At 71.5% G+C, this 23,473-nt stretch carries 25 protein-coding genes; 14 read left to right on the top strand and 11 right to left on the bottom strand.

From position 1 onward, the window contains the following. Positions 1 to 77: 77 nt before the first annotated feature. On the top strand, positions 78 to 890 hold the full coding sequence (locus ACFTXQ_RS29020; protein WP_382646105.1) for a dioxygenase: 813 nt from the start codon (positions 78 to 80) through the stop codon (positions 888 to 890). Here ACFTXQ_RS29020 and ACFTXQ_RS29015 read toward each other — a convergent pair. Continuing rightward, entirely contained in the window at positions 887 to 1,531 is a 645-nt protein-coding gene (locus tag ACFTXQ_RS29015; RefSeq protein WP_382646103.1) for a Uma2 family endonuclease, read from the bottom strand. The two genes, ACFTXQ_RS29020 and ACFTXQ_RS29015, sit on opposite strands and share 4 nt — an antisense overlap. A 103-nt stretch (positions 1,532 to 1,634) precedes the next feature. Further along, positions 1,635 to 2,165 (bottom strand): GNAT family N-acetyltransferase, encoded by a 531-nt coding sequence (locus tag ACFTXQ_RS29010; protein WP_382646100.1) that lies wholly within the window; start codon positions 2,163 to 2,165, stop codon positions 1,635 to 1,637. Between the two features lie 195 nt (positions 2,166 to 2,360). On the opposite strand from ACFTXQ_RS29010, the gene ACFTXQ_RS29005 reads away from it, so the two are divergent. Further along, positions 2,361 to 3,338 (top strand): RNA polymerase sigma factor RpoD/SigA, encoded by a 978-nt coding sequence (locus ACFTXQ_RS29005; RefSeq protein ID WP_382646098.1) that lies wholly within the window; start codon positions 2,361 to 2,363, stop codon positions 3,336 to 3,338. 269 nt (positions 3,339 to 3,607) lie between these two features. Here the strand turns inward: ACFTXQ_RS29005 and ACFTXQ_RS29000 are convergent, their stop codons facing one another. Continuing rightward, positions 3,608 to 4,552 carry a helix-turn-helix transcriptional regulator gene (locus ACFTXQ_RS29000; protein ID WP_382646096.1) on the bottom strand — a complete coding sequence of 315 codons (945 nt, stop codon included), beginning with the start codon at positions 4,550 to 4,552 and terminating at the stop codon, positions 3,608 to 3,610. 62 nt (positions 4,553 to 4,614) lie between these two features. Between ACFTXQ_RS29000 and ACFTXQ_RS28995 the strand changes: the two genes are divergently transcribed. The 3 genes from ACFTXQ_RS28995 to pfkB all read left to right on the top strand — a co-directional run bounded on the left by ACFTXQ_RS28995 (position 4,615) and on the right by pfkB (position 8,063). Next, positions 4,615 to 6,213, top strand: a complete 1,599-nt coding sequence (locus tag ACFTXQ_RS28995) for an MFS transporter (protein WP_382646094.1) — start codon at positions 4,615 to 4,617, stop codon at positions 6,211 to 6,213. A 135-nt stretch (positions 6,214 to 6,348) separates the two neighbouring features. Further along, positions 6,349 to 7,110, top strand: coding sequence for a DeoR/GlpR family DNA-binding transcription regulator (locus ACFTXQ_RS28990; RefSeq protein WP_382646093.1), 762 nt, complete (start codon positions 6,349 to 6,351; stop codon positions 7,108 to 7,110). Beyond that, entirely contained in the window at positions 7,107 to 8,063 is a 957-nt protein-coding gene (pfkB, locus tag ACFTXQ_RS28985; protein ID WP_382646090.1) for a 1-phosphofructokinase, read from the top strand. The genes ACFTXQ_RS28990 and pfkB overlap by 4 nt, the downstream gene beginning before the upstream one ends. A 31-nt stretch (positions 8,064 to 8,094) precedes the next feature. Here the strand turns inward: pfkB and ACFTXQ_RS28980 are convergent, their stop codons facing one another. Then, the gene (locus ACFTXQ_RS28980; protein ID WP_382646087.1) at positions 8,095 to 9,519 is read right to left on the bottom strand and encodes a cellulose binding domain-containing protein; all 1,425 of its coding nucleotides are present in this window, start codon (positions 9,517 to 9,519) and stop codon (positions 8,095 to 8,097) included. Between the two features lie 445 nt (positions 9,520 to 9,964). On the opposite strand from ACFTXQ_RS28980, the gene ACFTXQ_RS28975 reads away from it, so the two are divergent. Together ACFTXQ_RS28975 and ACFTXQ_RS28970 are read left to right on the top strand one after the other, a co-directional pair. Then, positions 9,965 to 11,176, top strand: a complete 1,212-nt coding sequence (locus tag ACFTXQ_RS28975) for a glycosyltransferase family 2 protein (RefSeq protein ID WP_382646084.1) — start codon at positions 9,965 to 9,967, stop codon at positions 11,174 to 11,176. Positions 11,177 to 11,189: 13 nt separating this feature from the next. Then, the gene (locus ACFTXQ_RS28970; RefSeq protein WP_382646081.1) at positions 11,190 to 11,375 is read left to right on the top strand and encodes a hypothetical protein; all 186 of its coding nucleotides are present in this window, start codon (positions 11,190 to 11,192) and stop codon (positions 11,373 to 11,375) included. 59 nt (positions 11,376 to 11,434) lie between these two features. Here the strand turns inward: ACFTXQ_RS28970 and ACFTXQ_RS28965 are convergent, their stop codons facing one another. Beyond that, positions 11,435 to 12,205, bottom strand: coding sequence for a DUF6227 family protein (locus ACFTXQ_RS28965; RefSeq protein WP_382646078.1), 771 nt, complete (start codon positions 12,203 to 12,205; stop codon positions 11,435 to 11,437). Positions 12,206 to 12,397: 192 nt separating this feature from the next. Between ACFTXQ_RS28965 and ACFTXQ_RS28960 the strand changes: the two genes are divergently transcribed. Continuing rightward, positions 12,398 to 13,039, top strand: a complete 642-nt coding sequence (locus ACFTXQ_RS28960) for a vitamin K epoxide reductase family protein (protein WP_382646075.1) — start codon at positions 12,398 to 12,400, stop codon at positions 13,037 to 13,039. A 71-nt stretch (positions 13,040 to 13,110) separates the two neighbouring features. Here ACFTXQ_RS28960 and ACFTXQ_RS28955 read toward each other — a convergent pair whose 3' ends face one another. Continuing rightward, positions 13,111 to 13,521 carry a rodlin gene (locus ACFTXQ_RS28955; RefSeq protein ID WP_382646072.1) on the bottom strand — a complete coding sequence of 137 codons (411 nt, stop codon included), beginning with the start codon at positions 13,519 to 13,521 and terminating at the stop codon, positions 13,111 to 13,113. A 268-nt stretch (positions 13,522 to 13,789) separates the two neighbouring features. On the opposite strand from ACFTXQ_RS28955, the gene ACFTXQ_RS28950 reads away from it, so the two are divergent. Together ACFTXQ_RS28950 and ACFTXQ_RS28945 are read left to right on the top strand one after the other, a co-directional pair. Continuing rightward, entirely contained in the window at positions 13,790 to 14,236 is a 447-nt protein-coding gene (locus ACFTXQ_RS28950) for a hypothetical protein (RefSeq protein WP_382646068.1), read from the top strand. 144 nt (positions 14,237 to 14,380) lie between these two features. Further along, positions 14,381 to 14,620 (top strand): chaplin, encoded by a 240-nt coding sequence (locus ACFTXQ_RS28945; protein WP_382646065.1) that lies wholly within the window; start codon positions 14,381 to 14,383, stop codon positions 14,618 to 14,620. An 85-nt stretch (positions 14,621 to 14,705) separates the two neighbouring features. Here ACFTXQ_RS28945 and ACFTXQ_RS28940 read toward each other — a convergent pair whose 3' ends face one another. From ACFTXQ_RS28940 to ACFTXQ_RS28920, 5 genes are all read right to left on the bottom strand, one after another. After that, entirely contained in the window at positions 14,706 to 15,056 is a 351-nt protein-coding gene (locus ACFTXQ_RS28940; protein WP_382646063.1) for a hypothetical protein, read from the bottom strand. A gap of 194 nt (positions 15,057 to 15,250) precedes the next feature. Beyond that, on the bottom strand, positions 15,251 to 16,438 hold the full coding sequence (locus ACFTXQ_RS28935; RefSeq protein ID WP_382646061.1) for a chaplin: 1,188 nt from the start codon (positions 16,436 to 16,438) through the stop codon (positions 15,251 to 15,253). Positions 16,439 to 16,559: 121 nt separating this feature from the next. Further along, positions 16,560 to 16,793: a chaplin gene (locus ACFTXQ_RS28930; RefSeq protein WP_382646058.1), complete on the bottom strand. Its 234-nt coding sequence runs from the start codon at positions 16,791 to 16,793 to the stop codon at positions 16,560 to 16,562. A gap of 247 nt (positions 16,794 to 17,040) precedes the next feature. Next, on the bottom strand, positions 17,041 to 17,451 hold the full coding sequence (locus ACFTXQ_RS28925; protein ID WP_382646055.1) for a rodlin: 411 nt from the start codon (positions 17,449 to 17,451) through the stop codon (positions 17,041 to 17,043). A 118-nt stretch (positions 17,452 to 17,569) separates the two neighbouring features. Next, positions 17,570 to 17,818, bottom strand: a complete 249-nt coding sequence (locus ACFTXQ_RS28920; protein WP_382646052.1) for a chaplin — start codon at positions 17,816 to 17,818, stop codon at positions 17,570 to 17,572. A 173-nt stretch (positions 17,819 to 17,991) separates the two neighbouring features. Here ACFTXQ_RS28920 and ACFTXQ_RS28915 point away from each other — a divergent pair, with 173 nt between their 5' ends. From ACFTXQ_RS28915 to ACFTXQ_RS28900, 4 genes are read left to right on the top strand one after another with little or no spacing between them, the layout of a single operon-like run. Continuing rightward, positions 17,992 to 19,089 carry a DUF3344 domain-containing protein gene (locus ACFTXQ_RS28915; RefSeq protein ID WP_382646049.1) on the top strand — a complete coding sequence of 366 codons (1,098 nt, stop codon included), beginning with the start codon at positions 17,992 to 17,994 and terminating at the stop codon, positions 19,087 to 19,089. Between the two features lie 19 nt (positions 19,090 to 19,108). After that, positions 19,109 to 20,308 (top strand): glycosyltransferase, encoded by a 1,200-nt coding sequence (locus ACFTXQ_RS28910; RefSeq protein ID WP_382646047.1) that lies wholly within the window; start codon positions 19,109 to 19,111, stop codon positions 20,306 to 20,308. Between the two features lie 2 nt (positions 20,309 to 20,310). Further along, on the top strand, positions 20,311 to 21,831 hold the full coding sequence (locus tag ACFTXQ_RS28905) for an exopolysaccharide biosynthesis polyprenyl glycosylphosphotransferase (protein WP_382646153.1): 1,521 nt from the start codon (positions 20,311 to 20,313) through the stop codon (positions 21,829 to 21,831). Beyond that, complete coding sequence (locus ACFTXQ_RS28900) at positions 21,832 to 23,256, top strand: O-antigen ligase family protein (RefSeq protein ID WP_382646045.1); 1,425 nt, start codon at positions 21,832 to 21,834, stop codon at positions 23,254 to 23,256. The last annotated feature ends 217 nt before the right edge of the window (positions 23,257 to 23,473 follow it).

Below are 23,473 nucleotides of genomic sequence, written 5' to 3'. Positions count from 1 at the left end.
CCCGCTTGGTTCAAATTTGAACCAAGCGGGGTTAGTCTTTTCCTGCGGCCCCGCACCGACGACGGAGGAGCGCCCCCATGACGACCCCAGTACCCCCGCAGACGACCCCGCAGGGGCCGGGCACCCGGATGCCGGCGCTCTACCTCAGCCACGGCGCCCCGCCCCTCGCGGACGACCCGGTCTGGCCGGGCGAGCTCGCCTCCTGGTCCGCGAACCTCCCGCGCCCGACCGCGATCCTGATGGTCTCCGCCCACTGGGAGGAGGCCCCGCTCGCCCTCGGCGCCACCGAACGGGTCCCGCTCGTCTACGACTTCTGGGGCTTCCCCGAGCACTACTACCAGGTCCGCTACGAGGCCCCGGGCGCCCCGCGGCTGGCCGCCTCGGTCCGCGCGCTGCTCCAGGCCCCCGGCACCCCGGTGCAGGACATACCGGACCGCGGTCTCGACCACGGCGCGTACGTCCCCCTCGTCGAGATGTTCCCGGAGGCCGACATACCGGTCCTCCAGATCTCCATGCCGACGCTGGACCCGCGCCGCCTGATGGACATCGGCCGCAAGCTGGCGCCCCTGCGCGACGAAGGGGTCCTGATCGTCGGCAGCGGCTTCTTCACGCACAACCTGGCCGCCCTACGGCACGCGGGCGTGCCCGCCTGGTCCGCGGAGTTCGACGCCTGGGGCCACGAGGCCCTGGCCGCCGGCGACCTCGACTCCCTGCTCGACTTCGAGGCCAAATCCCCCTCCGGCCGCCTGGCCCACCCCCGTACGGAACACTTCGCCCCGCTCTTCGTCACCCTCGGCGCGGCGGAAGCCACGGGCGACCTCACCGCCCGCCGCGACACGGTGGACGGCTTCTGGATGGGCCTCTCGAAGCGCTCCCTCCAGTTCGGCTAGGCCACGCGTGCGGGCCCGGTGACGTCCTCGCCGATGGTGAACCCCTTGGCGGGCCCTTCGGGGATGGTGGCCGTGGTGCCGTAGGCCACCCGGTCCTCGTCGTCGTAGACGGCCTTGTCCGGGTCCGGAGCGGTCAGCACGGTCACGGTTCCGCGTTCGTCGTAGTCGTCGATCAGGACGTAGACGGGGATGCCGGCCCGGGCGTAGGCCCGGCGCTTCCGGGTCCGGTCGCGCGTGATGTTGTCGCTGCCGGGGGAGACCACTTCGACGATCAGCTGGACGGCCGAGGCGTTGATGCCGATCCCGTCTTCGGTGACGTGCTCCTCCGCGTCAGCCGGTGCGATGAGCAGGTCCGGGATCCAGACCTTCCGCTCGTGGATGACGTTGATGTCCTGACAGGCGGTGAACTCGCTCCCCGCGAGGAAGACGACCAGCTTGTCTCGCAGGCGATTGGCGATCCGGCCATGTGAGTAGCGACCCGTGGGTGACACCTCGATGAACCCCTCGACGATCTCGGCGTGGTAGCCCTCGGGGAGTTCCATGGCTTTCCATGCCTGCCACAGGACGTCGTCAAGGTCCGACGGGGGAGTCGCGACCTTCGGCATTACGGCCTCCAGCGTCTCGTGGGCGAGAGCGGTCATGTGCAGCACCTCCTCTAAGTGTGGGCGTCGCCGACCGGGCGGCACAAGCGACCCCCTGACGCTAGGCAGGCGGGTTCACATGCCGCAGGAATATGCCAAGCCCTCACCCGGACGGGTGGCCGCCCAGTCGCTTCTCGTACCAGCGGACGTCCCAGTAGCGGTCGAACTTCCAGCCCGCCTCCGTGAACTCCCCGACCCGGCGGAAGCCGAACCGTTCGTGCAGGCGGACCGAGGCCTCGTTCGGCAGGGCGATCCCGGCGAAGGCGCGATGGACCGGCTCCTCGGCCAGGGCCGCGAAGAGGGCGCCGTAGAGCGCGGTCCCGACGCCCCGGCCCACCGCGTGCGGGGCGAGGTAGACGGTCGTCTCCACCGACGAGGCGTAGGCCGGTTTCGGGCGGAATCGGCTGCTTGTCGCGTATCCAGCGATTCTCTGGCCGGTCCAGGCAACCAGAAGGCGGTGGGGGCCGTCTTCCGAGTAGGAGTGCAGCCACGGACGGCGTTGTTCCGGAGTGAACGCGGCCGTGTCGAACGTGACGGCGGTCTCACGGACGTAGTGGTTGTACACGTCGGTGAGGGCCGGCAGATCGGCCTCCGTGCCGGGCCTGACCTGCACCTCTTCGGGCTCTGCTGACATCGTGCCCCCTCTCGTGGCGGGGCAGGATACTGCAAGATCTCGAAAAAGAGGGGGCAACGTGGGAATTCTGTCCCGTTTCCAGTCGTTGTTTCCTTCGGATGCGGGCACTCGGGAGAGTGTCCGGGGACGCCCCACCGCACCATCGGTGGCGTCCGGCAGCCGCACCGCGACCGAACTCATCGCAAGGGAGCACGCATGGCAACCCGCGCCGTCGCCCGTCGTCAGTCCACGAGCAGCGCTCGCGCTGTGGGCGGGGAGATCGCAGACCGCGACCTGGTCGGCATGTACCTGGACGAGATCGCGCGCACCCCGCTGCTCGACGCCGCAAAGGAAGTGGAGCTCTCCCAGATCATCGAGGCGGGCGTCTACGCCCAGCAGATCCTCGACGGCGTGACGGAGCGGTCCGCGAAGACCCCCTCCCGCGAGGAGCTGGAGGCGCTGGCCGCCGAAGGCGAGCGCGCCAAGGAAGTCTTCATCCGCTCCAACCTCCGCCTCGTGGTGGCCGTCGCCCGCCGCTACCCGCGCAGCGGCCTGCCCCTCCTCGACCTGATCCAGGAGGGCAACGCCGGCCTGGTCCGCGCGGTCGAGAAGTTCGACTACACCAAGGGCTTCAAGTTCTCCACGTACGCGACGTGGTGGATCCGCCAGGCGATCACCCGCTCCATCGCGGACCAGTCCCGCACCATCCGCCTCCCCGTCCACCTGGTCGAGGAGCTCGGCCGGATCCGCCGCGTCCAGCGCGAGTTCAACCGCGAGAACGGCCGTGACCCGGAGCACGCCGAGATCGCCGCCGAGCTGGACACCACGGAGAAGCGGGTGGGTGACGTACTGGACTGGGCGCGCGACCCGGTCAGCCTCAACATGTCGGTCGACGACGACGGCGACACGCAGTTCGGCGACCTCCTGGAGGACACGTCGGCGATCTCGCCGGAGCAGTCGGTGCTGTCGCTGCTGCGCAGCGAGGAGTTGGAGGACCTGCTCGGGAAGCTCGACCAGCGGACCGCGTCGATCATCAAGATGCGGTACGGGATCGACGACGGCCGCGAGCGGACGCTGACGGAGGTCGGCAAGCAGCACGGGCTGACGCGGGAGCGGATCCGCCAGATCGAGAAGCACGCCCTCCTCGAACTGAAGCGGATGGCCCGCGACACGGGCTTCGACGCGGTGGCCTAGCGCGGCCGGCAGCCACCCCGGGGCCCCGGCCCCACCCCCCAGACGAGCCCCGGTGCCTATCCCCCCCAGGCGCCGGGGCTCCCCTTTGCCGGATCCGGCGGGCCCCGTCCTGGGGCTCCGCCCCAGACCCCGCGCCTCAATCGCCGGCGAGGCTGAGATTGCCCTGCGGGCAATCCAGCCGCGCCTGGCGGAGGGCAGCAGCCGAATCCAGCCCCTCCGGCGTTTGAGGAGCGGGGTCTGGGGCGGAGCCCCAGGACCGGGCCCGCGGGTCAGGCGGCCGTCAGGCGGGCGCCCAGTTCGCGGGCCGCCGCCGAGAGGGCGGGCGGGGCGTGGACCGTGAAGGGGAGGCCCGACAGGGCGAGGCGGGCCGCCAGCCACTCGGGAGCATCCCCGCTCTCGAAGCGGACCAGCGTGCCCCCGCCCGGCGCGGGGACCGGCTCCGCCGTATCCCGCAGCCACGCCGGCAGATCCCCCGGCTCCGCCGAAAAGGTCACCTCCACCGCGTAGCTCTCCGCCCCCCGCAACCCCCTCCGTACGAACGCCACCGGATCCATCGGCAGCTCCCGCGGAGCGAACCGCGCGCCCGTCGCGAACGCCTCGGCCACCCGGTCCACCCGGAAGGTCCGCCAGTCCTCCCGCTCCAGGTCGTAGGCCACCAGGTACCACCGGCTCCCCGTGCTCACCAGCCGGTACGGCTCGACCAGCCGCCGCGACCGCACCCCGTCCCGCGCCCGGTACGCGAACCGCAGCCGCTCCGGCCCCGCCACCGCCGACGCCATCGTCGTCAGCGTCCGCGGATCCACGCTGGCCCCGTCCCCCCGCGTCAGCGCGCTCGTGGCCGACTGCAGCGCGCTCACCCGGTGCCGCAGCCGCGACGGAAGCACCTGCTCCAGCTTGGCCAGGGCCCGTACGGAGGCCTCCTCGACGCCTTCGATCGCGTGCCCGGCGCCCGCCCGCAGCCCCACCGCGATCGCCACCGCCTCCTCGTCGTCCAGCAGCAGCGGTGGCATCGCCGCGCCCGCCACCAGCCGGTATCCGCCCTCAGCGCCCAGCGTGGACTCCACCGGGTACCCGAGGTCCCGCAGCCGTTCGATGTCCCGCCGGATGGTTCTGGAGCTCACCCGCAGCCGCTCCGCCAGCTCGCTCCCGGGCCATTCGCGCGGGGTCTGGAGGAGGGACAGCAGGGAGAGGAGCCGTGCCGGTGTGTCGGTCATGACATCAGGTTGCCAGCGAAATAGGACACATGCTGACCTACATCCCGTCTAGGTTTCTCTCCATGAGCACCGAGACGTCCAAGACATCGCCCGAAAGAGCGAACGGGCCCGTACGAGAAGAGCGGACAGACGCAGACGCGCCCACCCCGCAGGAGTCGGCAGCGCCGACAGAGCCGGCCGACCGCCGCCGCTGGCTGGCGCTCGCCATCGTGATGACCGCGGCCTTCATGGACCTGGTCGACGTCACGATCGTCAACATCGCGATACCCAGCATGCGGGAGAACTTCGGGGCGTCCACCAGCGCCATCCAGTGGATCACCGCCGGCTACGCCCTCGCCTTCGCCGCCGGCCTGATCACCGGCGGCCGTCTCGGTGACATCTACGGCCGCAAGCGCCTGTTCCTCGTCGGCGTCGCCGGCTTCACCGCCGCCTCGCTGCTCTGCGGCATCGCCGCCAACCCCTCCGTGCTCGTGGCCTCCCGCATCCTGCAGGGCGGTATGGCGGCCATGATGGTCCCGCAGGTCCTGGCGATCATCCACGTCACCTTCCCGCCGCACGAGAAGGGCAAGGTCTTCGGCATGTTCGGCGCGATCGTGGGCCTCGGCGCCGTCTCCGGCCCGATGCTCGGCGCCCTGCTCACCGAGTGGAACCTCTTCGGTCTCGAATGGCGCCCGATCTTCCTGATCAACCTGCCCGTCGGCATCGCGGGCGTGATCCTGGGCCGCAAGTTCATCACCGAGTCCAAGGCCCCGCAGGCCCTGCGCCTCGACCTGGTCGGTGTCGTCCTCGCCACCCTGGGCCTGGTCATGCTGATCTTCCCGCTCACCCACGGCCGGGAGAACGACTGGCCGCTGTGGGGCTTCGTGTCCATGGGCGCCGTGCCGTTCGTCTTCGCCGCCTTCATCGCGTACGAGAAGCACAAGATCAAGAAGGACGGCTCGCCGCTCGTCGAGCTCTCGCTCTTCAAGATCAAGAGCTTCGCCGGCGGTGTCACCGTGCAGCTCACCTTCGGCATCGCGACCGGCATCTTCTTCCTGGTCTGGACGCTGTACATGCAGATGGGCCTCGGCTGGAGCGCCCTGCACGCCGGCCTCACGGGCATCCCCTTCTCCCTCGCCGTCTCGGCCGCCGCGGGCATGTCCGTCCAGAAGCTCGTCCCGCGCTTCGGCCGCAAGGTGCTCCAGGCGGGCGCCCTGGTCATGGCCGCCGGCCTGCTCCTCTACATCTGGGAGTCCGACCGCTACGGCATGGAGATCGTTTCCTGGCAGATGGCGGCCCCGCTGATCCTCATGGGCATCGGCATGGGCCTGATCGTGGCCCCGCTCAACGACACCACGCTGTCCGAGGTGCCGCGCCGGGACGCCGGATCCGCCTCCGGCCTGATCAACACCACCGGGCAGATGGGCAACGCGCTCGGCCTCGCCCTGACCTCCGTCGTCTTCTTCGGGCTGATCGACGACGACATGGTCCTCGGGCCGCCGTACGTCGAGGCCTTCCGGGGTGCGCTGTGGTGGGTCGTGGCCGTCCTGGTCGTGATCTTCGCGGTGATGTTCATGCTGCCGCGCAAGTCCATCCCCATGGAGCAGCGCGAGGGCGGGTCCGAGCACGCGGGCCCCGCGGGTCCTGCCGACCCCGCCGCCGAGAAGGTCCCGGTGGCCTGAGGCCCCTTCGGCCCCGCTTCACGGACATGCCCGCTCCTGTTGGCGGGCGTGTCCGTTTCTCTTTGTTTTGTCCGCGTTGAGGGCGTAGGGTGAGAAAAAGCAACAAAATCGGGCATCGAACGGATGTAAACCCACATGTACGCACCGGAGCGCCACCAGGAGATCCTCCGCCTCGCCCGTGAGGCCGGCCGGGTCGACGTGCTCTCCCTCGCCGACCGGTTCCAGGTCACGGCCGAGACCGTACGCCGCGACCTCAAGGCCCTCGACCGCGCCGGCCTGGTCCGCCGGGTGCACGGCGGGGCCATACCGGCCGGCCGCCTCGACTTCGAGCCGGACCTCACCGAGCGCGAGGCCACCGCCGCCGGCGAGAAGGACCGCATCGCCGCCGCCGCGCTGGCCGAACTCCCCGACGGCGGCAGCGTCGTCCTCGACGCCGGCAGTACGGTCGCCCGCCTCGCGGGCGCGATCCCCGTCGACACCGCGCTCACCGTCGTCACCCACGCGCTGCCCGTCGCCGCCCGCCTCGCCGACCACACGGGCATCGACCTCCACCTCGTCGGCGGCCGCGTCCGTCACCGCACCCGCGCCGCCGTCGACGCGTGGGCCCTGCGCGCCTACGCCGAGGTCCGCGCCGACGTCCTCTTCCTCGCCGCCAACGGCTTCACGGCCGAGGGCGGTCTCACCACCCCCGACCTCGCCGAAGCGGCCGTCAAACGCGCCGCGATGGGCGCGGCCCGCCGCGTCGTCCTCCTCGCCGACTCCGCCAAGGCCGGACAGGAGCACTTCGCCCGCTTCGGTTCCTTCGCGGAGGTCGACCTCCTCATCACGGACACGGGGCTCGCCCCCGCCCACCAGGCGGCGATCGAGGCCGCCGGTACGGAAGTTGCGCTCGTATGATCCTGACCGTCACCCCCAACCCCTCCCTCGACCGGACCTACGAGGTCCCCTCGCTGGACCGCGGAGAGGTACTGCGCGCCACCGGCGAGCGCGTCGACCCCGGGGGCAAGGGCGTCAACGTCTCCCGCGCGGTGGCCGCCGCGGGAGTCCGCACCACGGCGGTCGTCCCGCTCGGCGGCGCCCCCGGCATCCTGCTCGCCGAACTCCTCGGAGCGCAGGGCGTGGACGTCACGGCCGTCTCGATCGCCGGCCAGACCCGCTCGAACGTCTCGATCGCCGAACCGGACGGCACCCTCACCAAGATCAACACGCCAGGTCCGGAGCTCACGCGGGAGGAATCCGCCCTCCTCCTGGACACGGTCCGCACCTGCTCGGGCGGCGCCGCCTGGATCGCCTGCTGCGGCAGCCTCGCGCGCGGCCTCGGCCCCGCCTGGTACGCCGACCTCGTGGCCCGCGCCCACGCGGCCGGCGCCCGTATCGCCCTGGACACCTCGGGCCCCGCTCTCCGGGCGGCACTGCCGGCCCGCCCGGACGTCATCAAGCCCAACGCCCGGGAACTCGCCGAAGCGGTGGGCCGGCCGCTGTCCACCCTCGGGGACGTGGTCAAGGCCGCCGAGGAGCTGCGCTCCCTGGGCGCGGGCGCCGTACTGGCCTCCCTCGGCGCGGACGGCCAGCTGCTGGTCTCCGCGGCGGGCACCCACTACGGCACGGCGCCGGTCCCCCCGGCCCGGGTTCGCAGCAACGTCGGCGCGGGCGACGCCACCCTGGCCGGCTTCCTCATCGCAGGCGGCACCGGCCCGGCGGCCCTCGCCTCGGCCCTGGCCCACGGCGCGGCCGCGGTCCAGCTCCCCGGCAGCGCCATGCCCACCCCCTCGGACCTCCGCCCCGACGAGGCCCGCATCACCGACACCCCGCCCCTGGACCTCCCGCTGACCGACCCCGCCACGGCCTGACGCGCGCGAACGGGTCTTTGCGCAGGCCGGGTCAGGACTTGGGCAGCGTGTTGACGTAGTTGGTGCCGCCCGCGTAGAAGCCGTCCACGGCCTTCTGTACGTCCGCCGGGGAAACGGCCTTGTCGGCCTGGAAGTAGGCCCAGTTGACCCGCATGTCCCAGGTGCGCGCACCCTTCAGGGGAAGGTCGATGAACCAGTTGCTGAACTGGATGCCCATGGGCTCGCGCGGGAAGTACTTGCTGTCACTGGTGAAGATCACGCGCCCGTCCAGGTTGTAGGTGACCTTCCCGTTCATGGCGGTGATCACCACGGTGTGCCAGCCCTGGACGCTCTGCTTGTGCGCCTGGGTGACCCGGTCGCCCTTCTTGGCGTCACGCCAGCTCGTGGTGTCGAGCCGGGGGCCCGGTGCGCCCCACCCTCCGTTCGGCGTGTACTCGAAGTCGAGTTCGCTGTACTGCGGCGAGGATTCCGCGGGCGAGATCGCGAAGAAGGTCTGGACGACGTGGTCGCCGTTGGGACCGCTCGTGGGCTTGTCGGTGAGGTAGACCCGGGCGGCAAGGGTTCCCGTGAAGTACTGGGGTGCGGCGCTCTGCAACTCGGCCTGCCTGGTGCCCTCCTTGGTGCCGTCGGTGACGGCCTGGAGCAGCATCGACTGGCCGCCCTTGGCGGTCGCCTCGGCGGGGAAGCTGACGTTCGCGGGCGACCAGGTGTCGGCGATGCCCGGGCCGCCCTCGCCGGAGCGGACCTTCCAGCCGTTGTTGACGAGTGCGGGGTCCTCGGGACCGCTGTAGCGGAATGCGTCGAACATGACCCCCGCCGGCAGCGCGGCCGTGGCCGGAGCGGGCGGTTCCTGCCCCGCCGCGGGGGCGCCGCCGATCGGCTCCTCACCCCAGACGAGCGTGCCGCCGGTGTAGGCGGTCACCTGCTTCGACAGCGCGAACTTGCTCGTCTTGGCCTTGAACGAGCGGTCGTTCGCCTGGTTCAACTCCTTGTGGTCCAGGCGGTACAGCTGCAGCGCGATCCCCTTGCTGCTCTTGCCGGGAGCCAGGCTGCCGGCCTCCGTCGTGAAGCCGATCTGGAGGTAATGGCTGGTGTCGGAGCTCGGAGTGGCCACGGCATTGAGCTTCGTGGTGATATTCGTGCAGCCGACCGTGCTTTCGACACAGTTGGAGCCGTAAGCGGAATCTTCGTCGGAACTGAAGTAGTACCGAAGGGTCACGCCGCTCAGGGCGACGGTCTCCTTGGAATAGTTGACGACTTCCAGGGACGGTTTGGCCACGGCACCCCTGGCCGGACCGTCGGTCCGGTAGCGGACCGCGAGGCCGGTGGGATCGGGTTCCGCGGGACGCAACTTCGGATAGAGCACAAAGGCGCCGGCGATAAGCGCGCCCAGGAGCAGCACCAGGGTGAGCACGGTCCCGCCGCGACGACGAGGGTTGCGGCGGGCACGGCTCACGGAAGCTCCTTGGGGCGATGCGTGCGCGGTAATGCGCGCAGGCGCTGCGTATCGGATCTAAGACTGGTCATATTCGGCGCCATCGTAACCACGGTTCGTCCCGTGCGGTGAGCCCCGGATAGGGGCCACAGACCGCCCAACTGCCCTGCTTCATAAAGCGGAGGATTCCATTCAGTGCATTCGGCGGAGGGACGCGGCAAAGCCCGGCCGAAGAAGTGGCCTAGATCACTAATCGACCTATCCAGCCGGTCCCGAGTACCTGACTTGTCATGTTTTGCCAGGTGGAGTACATGAAATGTTCACGTGGACGCCTATCGGTGGCCGATTCCAGACCGGTGATCCCGGAGGGGCGTGGGGTAACTTCTCCGTGTGCACTCACAAGACGTAGGTGGGGACCTACGCAGGGTCTTGTGAGTTCGACACTTTCAACCCGGGGGGGAAGGCCTTGTCAGGCACCATCGAGCGCCGTGGGCGCCGTGGGCGCCGGGCGCGCCGTGCGCGCACCGAAGCGCCGCGCGCCACGCGCAGTCGGCACCGCAGAGGCCGGATTTCCCCCGACGCGGCGGGTGACGGCGCGCTGTACGACACCGTCATCCTCGTCCCGGCGCGGAACGAGGAAGCCGGAGTACTCACGTCGCTGGAGTCGTTGGCCGGCCAGACCCGGCGTCCCGACCTCATCATCGTCGTGGTCAACAACTCGACCGACCGTACACAGGACTTCGCGCTCCAGTTCGCGGAAGACCCGCACACACCGCCGACGGTGGTCCTCAACCTCGACGACAACCCGCACAAGAAGGCGGGCGCGCTCAACCACGGCCTGGCCTGGCTCAGGGAGGCCGTCGGCGGACGGCTGACCAACAAGATCCGCCACGTGCTCGTGATGGACGCCGACACCGAGCTGCACCCGAAGTTCGTCGAACGGGCCCGCAACGTCATCGCCTCCGACCCGGAGCTCGGCGGCGTCAGCGCCGCCTGCCTCGGCCGCACCGGCCTGTGGCGCAACCCGTGGCAGCGCTACCTCCTCGGCATGCAGATCATCGAATACGGCCGGGCCGCCAACTCCCGCTACCGCAAAGACGTCCACACCATGTCCGGGGCCGGCTCCTTCTACCGGGCCGAGGCCCTGCAGAGCCTGCTCGACTGGCGGGGCGAGGTCTTCTGGGAGGACCACGCCAACCTCGTCGAGGACTACGAGACCACGCTGGCGCTCAAGGAGTCGGGCTGGAAAGTCACCGCCAACCAGCTTTGCATCGCCTATACCGACCTCATGCCCACCCTGCGCGAACTGATTCAGCAGCGCGAGCGGTGGAGCCGCGGCACGGTGGACACCCTGCGCGGCCGCGGCTGGACGAAGTTCACCTGGCACTCCATCACCACCATGGTTCTCGCCCTGCTCGGATCGGCCTACGTCCTGGGGTGGGGCTCGACGCAACTCTGGCTGGCGGCGAAGCACGGCTTCTCCACCCAGCCGATCTTCCTGGCGCTCGTCGGCTTCTGGGTCTTCTATCCCGCGCTCCGCGTACGGAACCTGGGCTGGAAGGCGATGCTCGTCGAGGCCGTACTCATCCCCGAGCTGGTGTACACCGTCGTGCGGACCTACTGGCTCGTGTCGTCGCTCATCAAGTCCTACGTGACGCGCGTATCCGCGTGGAAATGAACCGAGGAGAGAAATGAATCCCCTGAAAGGCTTGGGGGTCTGCGTGGTGCTCGCGGGCATCGCCTACGCGCTGACCCAGATCGAGGACATGTCCAAACTGCTTTTCGGCCTCAGTCTCGCGATCATCGGTGTGTCGCTGTTCACCTACGCGGCATCCGTCAGGCGGCGCCGGAACGACTACCGCGTCGCGGGCGAGTAGCACCCGCCGAATCCTCGTGACGGCCCCGCCGGCAGCCCTGCCGTAGGGCCGTCACGCGTTCACCTCACCCGTGCGCGCAGTTCCATCGCCTCGCGCGCGGTCTCCTCGGTCTCGTACACCTCGCACATGTGCCGCCCGTCCGGCGTCGCCGTGTGTTCGACCTCCCACAGGCTGACCTCGCTCCCGTCCAGCAGGACGAAGGCGTGCTCGTACAGACTGAATCCGGCGTCCCGCCCGTCCGACAGGCACTGCCTGGGCCCGAACGCCTGCGTGATCTGGTGGGCGTACGCCGACCGCAGCAGCGCCGCCACCGGCTCGCCGGGCCGGTCCGCGTTCTCCGCGCGGCGCAGCACCCGGCGGGCGTGGTCCGCGGACTGCTCCACCACGTACTCCCGGTGGCGCTGCGCCGGAGCGGAGGCCGCGAACAGCGCGCTCAGCACCGCCACGTCGTGCTCACGGTCCTCCTCGCCGAGCGGGAGCGCCGGGTCCAGGGCGGCCTCGGCCGGGCCCTCCCCGAACAGCCGCGAGACCGCCAGGCAGGTCTCCGCCTTGCTCGCGAAGACCTCGTGGCGGACCGTCCGGTCGCCCTCCTGGAGGTACGCCAGCTCCCACAGCGACACCGAACCGCCGTCGGCCAGCAGGTAGGTGTGCTGGTGGGTCTCCCGCCAGGCCCCCGTCTCCGGGCTCTGGTGGGTGGTGTAGAGCGAAGAGCTGTGGGCGAGCGCCGTGCCGAGGCGCTCGACGAGCCCGTCCGGCAGGTCGAAGGAGTTCAGGGCGCGGCCGAGGAGTCGGTCGAGGTGCGCCTCGGTTGTCTCGTACGGATCGCTCAAGGTGGGTCTCCAGGCCGTCGCAGCTTGTCACTTCGCGGAAGCTCAACGTAGCCCCTGGCTCTGACATCACGTCCGGGGTTCGGTAAAACGTCCGGGAAGCATCAGGGGTTCCCGCCACCCCTTCAGGTCAACTTGCGTACGGATGGGCATGGTTAGGCCCGCTCTGTGGGGGAGCGCGGGACTATGGGCCGCATGGCAACGAATACAGTGGGCGTTCCCCGCCAGCAGGGGCGGCCCGGCAGTCGACACGAGGGCGAACGGGAAGCCGCACCAAGGGGGTTGGCGTGGCTGCTGGTGCTCACCGGGACGGCCGGCCTGCTGGCCTCCTGGGTGATCACCCTGGACAAGTTCCTCCTGCTGGAGGACCCGGACTTCAAGCCCGCCTGCAGTCTCAACCCGGTCGTCTCCTGCGGCAGCGTGATGCAGAGCGAGCAGGCGGCGGCCTTCGGCTTCCCCAACCCCATGCTGGGCCTGGTCGGGTACGGCGTCGTGGTGTGCGTCGGCGCGGGCCTGCTGGCGGGCGCCCGCTACCGCGGCTGGTTCTGGCTGGGACTGAACGCCGGAACGCTCTTCGGCACCGGCTTCTGCGGCTGGCTGATGGTCCAGTCCCTCTACGAGATCAACGCGCTCTGCCTGTGGTGCTGCCTGGCCTGGGTGGCGACCCTGCTGATGTTCTGGGCGGTCACCGCGCACAACGTCCGTACGGGCGTCCTCCCCTCCCCCGGCCCGGTGCGGGGGTTCTTCGCAGAGTTCGGCTGGGCGCCGCCCGCCCTGCACATCGGCGTGATCGGCATGCTGATCCTGACCCGCTGGTGGGACTTCTGGACCGGCTGACGGAACGGGGGAGCGGGCGGCGGCGCATGCGAGGGCCCCGGCAGCTGGACGCTGCCGGGGCCCTCGGAAGGTCAGCTGCCGGCCGAGAAGTTGCCCGAGAGGACCGGGATGTTGCTCAGGATGTGCGAGAGCGGCTCGTCGCCCTTGGCCTGGGTCGAGTTCTCGGTGCACTGCTGGTTCTGCGGGTTCGACAGGATCGGGATGTCCTGGACGCCGATGTTGATCGCGCCGATCACCGACTGCACGTTGCCCTTGAGGGGCAGGCCGATGCAGGGCTTGTTGAGGGTGCCCTGGACCAGGCTGAGCTGCGGGCTCATGTCACCGTGGGTCTTCTGGTTGCCGTAGATCTGCTGGGAACCGTTGCCGTTGACGGTGGTGACGCCGTTGTCGTTCCCGATGGCCATGGCCGGGGCCGCGGCAGCAGCGCCCACACCGACGGCAACGGCGGAGACCGCGGCGGCGGTCATGAACTTCTTGAACATCTTGATCCTTTTGTCGCACGAGTGCCCGCCAATGGAGCGTCCTGTTCAACTGCCCGGTCGGGGGTTGGTTCCGCTGCTTCACTCAAACGGCCTGTGGGGTGCGAGGTTTTCCCCGGCCCGGGTGAGGGGCCCCCGGACGCCTGCGCGAAGCCCGTACGCAGCCCGCAGCCGCTCAGGTTCCGGTTGCGCTCCGTGTGAGGTGTTCGCACGGTGAGCAATGAGCGGACCGCTCGGGTCCGCTCGTGTGTCCCCACGCGAAGGAACCCCCATGCACCGCACGAAGCCGTCCCGCGCCCGAGTCCTCGTCCCCTCGGTCCTCGCCGCCGTCATACTGACCGCCGCGACGGCCCCCGCGTGCGCCGCCGAAGAAGGGTCGCGTGCGGTGCCCTCGAAGGCGGCCGCGGCCGCCGGCCCCATCGACGACCTCATCAAGGGCATCCTCGACCAGATCAAGGCGCTGCTGCCGCCGGGCATCAGCCTGCCGGACATCAAGATCCCGGAGATCAAGTTCCCGGAGATCAAGCTGCCGGAGATCCCGGGCGTGGAACTCCCGAAGATCCCGGGCGTGGAGATCCCGCCGATCCCGGGGCTGCAGCCGCCCGTGCTGCCCGATCCGGCGGCGCCGGTGGAACTGGTGCCGGAGATCCCCGAGATCCCCGAGATCCCGGACGTCGAGATCCCCGGCTTCCAGGACGCCGAGCGCGGCCGTTCGTAACGGCGGTGGGTGGCAACGCGGTTACGGTGATTGAGCTGAACAGGTTCGATCGCGGTTCAACCCGTGTCGCCGGGGAAGCTGGACCGTTTCGCTCGATGTGAGCCCCGGATCGGGGCAGAACATCGAACAGAAGGTGCACTTCCCATGAACTCTGCCAAGAAGGCCGCCCTGGTCCTGGCCACCGCCGGTCTCGCTGCGGCCGGTGCCGCCGGCTCCGCCGTCGCCGACTCGACGGCTGAGGGCGCGGCCGTGGGTTCCCCCGGTGTCCTCTCCGGCAACCTGGTCCAGGTCCCGGTCCACATCCCGATCAACGTCTGCGGCAACACCGTGAACATCATCGCGGCGCTGAACCCGGCGTTCGGCAACGTCTGCCTCAACGACTGACGTCGGCCGCAGACCCGACTGTGGGCGCCCCGGCCTCGCCGGTGGCGCCCACAGTCGTCTGCGCGTCCCTGCGCGAAGGGCCGGCTCAGTGGTTGGCACCGCCGTTGAGGTGCACGCCGCCGAGCGCCGGGGACGCCTGGGTGGCGCCGTTCGCGAGGCCGAGGACCGTGCCGGGTACGTCGTTGCGGACCTTGTTGACCTTCTGGACCGTGCCCACGACCTTGTTGACGTTGTCGCCCTGCTCGGCCAGCCCGTTGCCCACGGTCTGCGGGAGGGACTCGGTGACGGGGGCGACGGCGTTCAGCGTCTCCGTCACCCCGCTCGTCAGGCTCATGGGGGGCATCGCCGGGGCGGCCTGTGCCGAGAAGGCGGAAGCCGAGGCGCCGAGGGCGGCGACGGATCCGGCAACGACAGCGGCGACCTTCGAGAGCTTCATTATCGAAATCCTCTTCTTTTCGTGGACAGAGGCGTCAGCGGCGACCGTCGCGCCGCTTTCGCCCTGGCTAACGATTCCCCGCCACTACGGAAACGCGATCACGCGTGCGGTACGGAACGGGTTCATGACAGCGGCCGGAGAATCCGACAAGGGATTCTCCGGCCGATATTTCTTCTGATTACCGGTAATGCCGGTCAGGCGATGCGCGACCGCCGGTACAGAATCGCGCCGCCCAGGATCAGGGCCGAGGCGAGGGCCGCCGCGGCCGCGGGCTGGCCCGCACCGGTCTGGGCCAGCATGGGCCCGGTCACGTGCGCCGGCGCGGGGGCCTGCGGCTGCTGCGCCGGGACGGGCGCGGGAGCCGGTGCCGGTCCCGGCGCGGGGGCGGGCGCCGGGGGCAGGTGGACGGGCAGGTCACCGGCGGGGGCGGCCGGGGGCTGGTCGGCGGGTGCCGGAGCCGGGTGTTCCACGAGCTGGCTCCCGTGCGGCGGCCGGGGCGCGGGAGCCTCCGGTCCCGGGGCGGGCGCCGGAGCGGGGAGCGTTACGGGTGCCTCCTCGACCGGTGCCGGGGCGGGGAGCGTTACGGGCGCCTCCTCCACGGGCGCGGGGAGCGGCTGCGGAGCCTCCTCGACCGGGGCGGGGGCGGGCGCCTCCTCGACGGGCGCCGGGGCGGGCAGCGGGGCCGGGTGCTCCGCCACGGGCTCCGGCTTCGGGTGGGGCCGTTCCGGCGCGGGCGGCGCGTGGTGGGCCGGCGGGGGCGGCACGGCCCCGGGGTGGTCGTCGCACTCCTCCCCGCCCTGCTCCTCGCCGCCTTCGTGCCGCGGCTGCTCCGGGCCCTGGTCCCCGCCGTAGCCGCCGTGGTCCACGGGGCCCTCGTGGTCCGCGGGACCTCCGTGGTCCGCGGGGGCCCCGTGCCGGGGCTCCTCCCGCGGCTCCTCCCGCGGCTGCTCCTCGTGCCGCTCCTCATCGGAAGCGCCGTAGCCGCCCTGGTGGCGCGGTTCCTCCCGGCGCTGCGAAGGCACCGTGCGGGGCCCCTCGCGTTCCTCGAGGTAGCGCTCGAAGGCTTCGGCGTTCTCGGGGCTGAGGTAGCGCCCGTAGTCGTAGCCGTCGTGGGTGTGCGAACCGGTCGACGTGGCGCACGTGTTCCCCATGGCGGGGTTGAGCGCCGCACCGCCGTCCACGCTGTTGCCGCACACGTTCGGGGCGAGGGTGACCGGTACCGAGACGCTGTTGCCGGCCAGCACGCCCGGCGAATGCGAGGCCTCGGCCGTGGCGCCGGGGTGTGCGTAGGCCGCGCCGGTCGCGATCGACAGCAGACTCGACGCGGCCGCCGCCGTGAGCATGCCCTTGCCCAGTACCTGTCGGCTCAGTACCTGTCGCATGGGTCCTTCCCTGTCTACCGGCACGGACGCCGGTGCTGAATCGAAGGTGGCCTCGGAGTGCACCGCCGTGCACTCCGAGGCCACCCCGAGGAGGCTCGCCCTTGCGGGCTCAAGCGCTTCGTCAGTAGTTGATGCAGGTGTTGCCGAACGCCGGGTTCAGCAGCGCGATGATGTTCACGGTGTTGCCGCAGACGTTGATCGGGATGTGGATCGGGACCTGAACCACGTTGCCCGACAGGACGCCGGGGGAACCGACGGCGTGGCCCACGGCGTCGGCGTCGGCCATGGCGGGGGAAGCGGCACCGGCGGCCATCAGAATGCCGGCGGCCAGCACCACTGCCTTCTTGTACGTCATTTGATTTCAATCCTTCCCGCAGAGGCGTATCCACTGCAGAAATAACAACGAGCGGACCGGGGAAAAGAAACCGCACATTTTCGGCGGCCGACGTGCAATTCACCCCAATGCCCTGTCGGTGAATTCAGGCGGCCGGTGGATTGGTGTCGGATATTCGAAGGCCGCGCGGTCGGGGCCGTGCGGCGGATCCCTACATGCGGCGAGGCCGCCGCGACCGTGAGGTGCGGCGGCCTCGCTGGCGCGGGGATCAGCTGCCGTTGGAGATGTTGCCCGACAGGATCGGGATGTTGTCCAGGATGTGCGAGAGGGCCTCGTCGCCCTTGGCCTGGGTGGAGTTCTCGGTGCACTGCTGGTTCTGCGGGCTGGACAGGATCGGGATGTCCTGGACGCCGATGTTGAGCAGGCCGATCACGGACTGCACGTTGGCCTTGGCCGGCAGGGCGATGCAGGGCTTGTTGAACGAGCCCTGGATCAGGGCCATCTGCGGGCTCATGTTGCCGTAGGTGGCCTGGTTGCCGTAGATCTGCGCGGCGCCGTTGCCGTTCACGGTGGTGACGCCGTTGTCGTTCCCGATGGCCATCGCCTGCGGGGCCATGGCAGCGCCCATGCCTGCGACCGAGGTCGCAACCGCTGCCGTGGCCATCATCTTCTTGATCATTGTCGTCCCTTTTTTGCAGGATTGCCCGGTACTGGAGCACCCGGATCAACGCCCCGCCGCCCGCCTGGGTTGCGTGACTTCACTCGGATGCCGCCGTTTCGCACGGCGTGGTTGACGCTCAGGCGTTCACGCAGGTGTTGCCGAACGCCGGGTTCAGCAGCGCGATGATGTTCACGGTGTTGCCGCACACGTTCACCGGGATGTCGATGGGGACCTGGACCACGTTGCCGCTCGCGACACCGGGGGACTCGGCCGCGACGCCGTCCGCCGTCGCGCCGCCGTGCGCGGAGGCGAGGCCCGCGCCGCCCATCACCATGGCAGCGCCCGCGACGGCAAGGGTGGTGCCGCGCACCAGCCGCTTCTTCATCTCCGTTTTCCTTTCGGTTCGAACAATGGTGCACGTCTTAACGACCCGCCCGCTTCGAGGGTGCGTGCTATCGCCCAAAAGGCCGTACGAGCGAGTCCGACGTGATTTCCAGCCCGATTTCTGACAAAGTTCACTCCTGTTTTGTCCCCTTGATCGAAAATGGAGTCAGGGTCATGGGTTCCTCCCGCAGAATCCTCGGCACGCTCGGTCTGCTGTCCTGCCTCGCACTTTCCGGGAACGTACCGGCGGCGTCGGCCGCGGCCCCGGCTCCCAAAGAATTGCCCCGCGTTCCGTTCACCCAGCGTTACCAGGCCGTGCAGCACGGCGGGCTCGTACGGGCCTCCAACTCGGGCATCAGCTGCCGCCGCGAGGAGTCCCCGCAGGTGGAGCTGTGCAGCGACGTCAGGCGGGGCGCGCCCGGGGTCAACAGCGACTACGAGATGTTCTACAGCGAGGTCGACAAGGACCCGGACACCTACAACTCCACGCGGGCCGAGCTCAAGGTCCCGCAGGGCGCGAAGGTCTCGTACGCCCGGCTCTACTGGGGCGGGAACCTGCGGGTCGGCGAGCAGAAGCCGCCCGAGGACAACGGCCGCGTGCTGGTCGCCGAGCCGGGCGGCGCGTACAAGGAGGTCGTCGCCGACACGGTGATGGGCCACCGCTCGGACGCCGGCAGCGATGCCTACCAGGCCTCCGCCGACGTGACCCCGCTGGTGCGCAAGGGCGGCGCCGGGATGTGGACGGTGGCCCAGCTGAACATCGCCATGGGCCACTCCGATGTCGGGGCCTGGGGCGGCTGGACGCTGGTCGTCGCCTACGAGCACCCGCAGGAGCCGGTGCGCCGGATCTCGCTGTGGGACGGCTTCGAGGGGCTCGCGGGCCGCCCGGGCACCGGCGACGGGCTGGTCGAGGTCGACGGCCTGGACGCGCCGGCCGGGTCTCCGGGGCGGGTCGGGGTGGTCGCGTACGACGGGGACCGGGGCGTCCTCGGGGACTCGCTCACCGTGACGGCCGACAGCGGGCGCCGGGTGAGCCTCAGCGATGCCGAAAATCCTTTTAATGATGTTATGAATTCCACGATCACGGAATTCGGACATCAAACGTCCGTGCGGCAACCCGATTATGTGAACAATCTCGGATACGACGCGGACGAGTTCGACCTGAGTCCTGCCCTGTCCGGTGGCGCCCGCAGTCTGAGCTTCAGGTTCACGGGTGAAGGCCAGGGTCATTTCCTCGGTGTGCTCTTCGTTCAGACAGACGCGCGCCGCTGAACGCAGGAGAGCACTGCTCGTGCCCACACAGCATGGGGCCGCACAGCCCACGACCGTCCTCCATCTCACCCAGCCCGTCGAGGGCGGCGTCGCCCGCGTCGTCGTCGACCTCGTCCGCGCCCAGTCCGCGGCCGGCCTGCGCGCCGTCGTCGGCTGCCCCGGCGGCGGCATGCTCGCCGACGCCGCCCGCGAGGCCGGCGCCGAGGTGCTCACCTGGCGCGCCGGCCGGGCTCCCGGCCCCGCACTGCCCGCCGAGGTGATCGGCGCCCGGCGCCTGCTGCGCCGCGTCCGCCCCGACCTCCTGCACGCGCACAGCGCCAAGGCCGGGCTGGCCGGCCGGCTCGCCGCGCGCGGCAGCGTCCCCACCGTCTTCCAGCCCCACGCCTGGTCCTTCGACGCCGTCGGCGGAGCCACCGCCGCACTCGCGTTGCGCTGGGAGAGGTACGGGGCCCGCTGGGCCGACCGGGTGCTCTGCGTCAGCGAGGCCGAACGCCGCGCGGGCGAGTCCGAGGGGATCACCGCCCGCTGGTCGGTGGTCCGCAACGGAGTGGACCTCGACCACTTCCGGCCCGGCGGCCCCGACCCGGGACGGGACAAGGCCCGGGCGCGCGCCGGGCTGCCGCTGCCCGAGGCCTTCCGGGGCAGCCTGGCGGACGGGGGACCGCTCGCCGTCTGCGTGGGCCGCCTCTGCCACCAGAAGGGGCAGGACATCCTGCTGCGGGCCTGGCCGGAGGCCCTGGGTACCGTCCCCGGCGCCCGACTGGCCCTCGTCGGCGACGGCCCCGACACCGAACGGCTGCGCCGCCTCGCCCCGCCCGGGGTGCACTTCGCGGGCGCCGCCTCCGACATCCGACCGTGGCTTCGGGCCGCCGATCTCGTTGTACTGCCGTCGCGGTGGGAAGGCATGGCGCTCGCCCCGCTCGAAGCCATGGCCTGCGGCCGCCCGGTCCTGGTCTCCGACGTCAGCGGTGCGCGGGAGAGCCTGCCGCCCGGCCAGGGACGGCTGTGCCTGGTCCCGCCGGAGGACCCGACGGCGCTGGCCAAGGCCCTGGGACGGCTCCTCGCCGAACCGCGGCTGCTCGCCGAACTCGGAGAGCAGGCCCGGCAGCACGCCCGGACCGACTTCGACGTACGGCGGACCACGGACGCGGTCACCGGCCTGTACCACGAACTGCTGGGCAGGCCCCGGCCCTTGAACCAGGAGCGCATCAGCCGATGACGATGGACAGCGCAGCCGCCCGGCACACCGGGCAGGGCGGCAACGGGCCCGCCGGCGGCAGCGCCTTCGCGCCCGCGCCACTGGGCGGAGCCCGCCGTTCCGCGACCGCCATCCACCCCCCGCGCGGACCCAGGGCCGACCGGGCCCGGGCCGCCGTACGCCCGCAGCGGGTCCGCCGCCTGGACGGGCTGCTCCCGCTGCTCACCGCCGACGCGCTGGCCGCCGTACTCACCGCGACGGCCCTGCCCGCCGGGGCCCTGCCGGCCGCCGCGGCCGCGCCCGTCGCCGTCCTGCTCGCCGCGCTGCACGCGCAGGCCGGGCTCTACCGGCCGCGCCTGGCCCCCTCGGCCCTGCTCGAACTGCCCGCGCTGGCCGGGCGGGCCGCCGTCCTGTGGTGCGGGACCGGCGCCGTCGTGGCCGCCGTGGATCCGGGCCGGGCCCTGGGCTGGAGCGTCCTGCTCACCGTGGTGTGCCTCCAGGTCGTACTGGCGTGCGCGGGACGCGGGTTCGTCAACCGGCTCCACCGCCGCACCGCCGTCCGCAGGCCCTGCTCCGCCCTCGTCGTCGGTCCCGGCGCCGGAGCCGCCGCGGTGGCCGCCGCCCTGCACGGCCGCCCCGAGTACGGGCTGTGCCCCGTCGGGCTCGCCGACACGGCCGCCGCCGACGGCGCGGACCCCGGCGCCCTGCCGGTTCTCGCCACCCACGAGGACGTCCGGCGGGCGGTCATCCAGAACTCCGTGCGCCACGCGGTGTTCACCCGCCCGCCCGAGGCCGACGAGCGCACCGCCGCCCTGGTCCGGCTCTTCCACGACCACGGTTGCCGGCTCTGGCTCGCCGACCCGGCCGGCACCGCCAAGGTCACCGGCATGCGGGTGGCGCACCCCGCCGACCAGCTGTGGGGGTACGCCGTCCAGCCGCTGCTGCCCCGGCCGGCACGGCCCGTCGAACGCTGGGCCAAGCGCGGCCTCGACGCCGTGCTCGCGCTCGTCGCACTGGTCGCCGCCGCGCCCGTGATGGCCGCGTGCGCGCTGGCCGTACGGATCTGCGACGGGCCGGGGGTGATCTTCCGTCAGGAAAGGGTCGGCCTGTACGGGCGCCCCTTCACCCTGCTGAAGTTCCGTACGCTGCGCGCCGACGAGCACGAGTCCGCCACCCGCTGGACGGTCGCCGGGGACCGCGGGATGAGCCGGGTCGGCTCCTTCCTGCGCAAGTCCTCGCTGGACGAGCTGCCGCAGCTGTGGAACGTCGTACGGGGTGACATGAGCCTGGTCGGCCCGCGCCCCGAACGGCCCTTCTTCGTCGCGAAGTTCACCACCGTCCACCCCGGATACGAGGCCCGGCACCGGATGCCCGTCGGCATCACCGGCCTGGCCCAGATCAACGGCCTGCGCGGGGACACCTCCATCGAGGACCGGGCCCGCTTCGACAACCACTACATCGACACCTGGTCGCTGTGGCAGGACCTGTGGATCCTGGCCCGCACCGCGGCCTCCTTCTTCCGCTTCCGGCTGGGGGGCAGCTGAATGAGCCTTGCCGTATCCGTGAACCGGGCCCGGCGGCCCGATCTGCCGGCTCTGCTGCGCACGCACTGGCCGCTGCTGCCGCTCGCCGCGACCGTGCTCTTCCTCCTCGCCCCGCTCCCGGCGGGCGACGCCACCGCCTCCGGGAAGGTCGGCCCCGCCGACGCGGCCTCGCTGCTGCTGGTGTTCGTCTGCGCGGTGCAGGCGCTGCGCGGCCGGGTGCGGGAGCTGACCCCGCTCGGCGTGCTCGTGCTCGGCCTGCCCGCCGTCGGACTCGCGGTCGCGACGGTGACCGCGGGGGATCCGTACGCCGCCCTGCCCGGCTTCGTGCGCTACCTCCAGGTGTTCGTGCTGGTCCCGGCCGCGGTGGTACTGCTGGTGCGCGACGCCGGGGAGTTCCGGATCGCCGCCGGGTGCTTCGTGGTGCTCGCGCTGGTGCAGGGAGCGGTGGGGGTCGTGCAGTACGCGACCCACACCGGGGCCTCGTACCAGGGCCAGGACATCCGGGCCGTGGGCACCTTCGGCCCCGGTGACGTCATGGGCATGGCCACGGTGGTGGCGTACGGGCTGGTCGTGGCGACCGCCCTGGCGCTGGCGCCCGGGCAGGCGCGCAGGGTCCGGCGCATCGCCGGGGGCACGGCGCTGGTGCTGGTGCTGCCGCTGGTGCTGTCGTTCAGCCGGGGCGTGTGGATCGCCACCGTCGGCGCGGCGGTGCTGGTGATGGGCATGGCCGGGATCCGGCGGGCCCTGAAGGTGCTCGTCGCGCTGGCCGCGGCCGGGGTCGTCCTGGTGGGCGGGCTCGGGGTCGGCTCCGACATGGTCGCCGAGCGGCTGACCTCCATCACGCAGGTCTCCAGCGCCCCCGACCAGTCGGTGACCGACCGCTACACGATGTGGGCCGCCGCCGGGTCGATGTGGCGCGAGCGGCCGGCGGCTGGGGTCGGCCTGAAGGGCTTCCCGGCACACCGTGACGGGCACTCCTCGCTGGGGCTCTCCTCCGGCAGCGACACCGCGGGCGCGGGGCAGGCGTACGTCCGCCAGCCGCTGCTCTCCCCGCACAACATGTACCTGCTGATCCTGAGCGAGCAGGGGCTGATCGGACTGACCGCGCTGGCGGGCGGCTGGGCGGCGCTGCTGGTGGCGGGTCTGCGCCGGTACGCCTCCGGCGGTCGCGCCGTCAGGGACTGCGGGCTGGTCGCGACCGGGCTGTTCGTGTGGCAGCTGACCGACTTTCTCTACGCGGACATCGGCGGCCCGTCGACCGTCCTGACCGGGGTGATCATCGGCCTGGCGGCCTGGTGGGCCCTGCCGGTGCCCTCCCGGGGGGATGCGGTCCGGGGCGGCCCCGGTGCGCCGGGGCTCGCCGCCGTCGGCGTCGTCGGCGCGGGTGCGTCCGGCGGGACCCCCGCGGGTTCGAGCGGCCGGTGACGGACACGACGCCCTGGCGGCCCGCCTCCGGCCCTGCGGCCGGGGCGGGCCCCGCCCGCGTCCCGGGCGGGCCCGCCGACCCCGGCACCGGGCCGGACGCGGTTCCGGTGACGCCCCGGGACCCGGTCCTGCCGGGCCGCCCGCCGGTGCCCCCGGATCCCGGGTTCGTCGCCGCGATCGCGCCCGAGTGGAGCTCCGCCGCGCCGGCGCCCGTTCC

The organism is Streptomyces sp. NPDC057010 (assembly GCF_042673805.1).
Lineage (GTDB): Bacteria > Actinomycetota > Actinomycetes > Streptomycetales > Streptomycetaceae > Streptomyces.
Note: the sequence above shows the minus strand (reverse complement) of the source record. Positions and strands in the feature narration are given on the sequence as shown.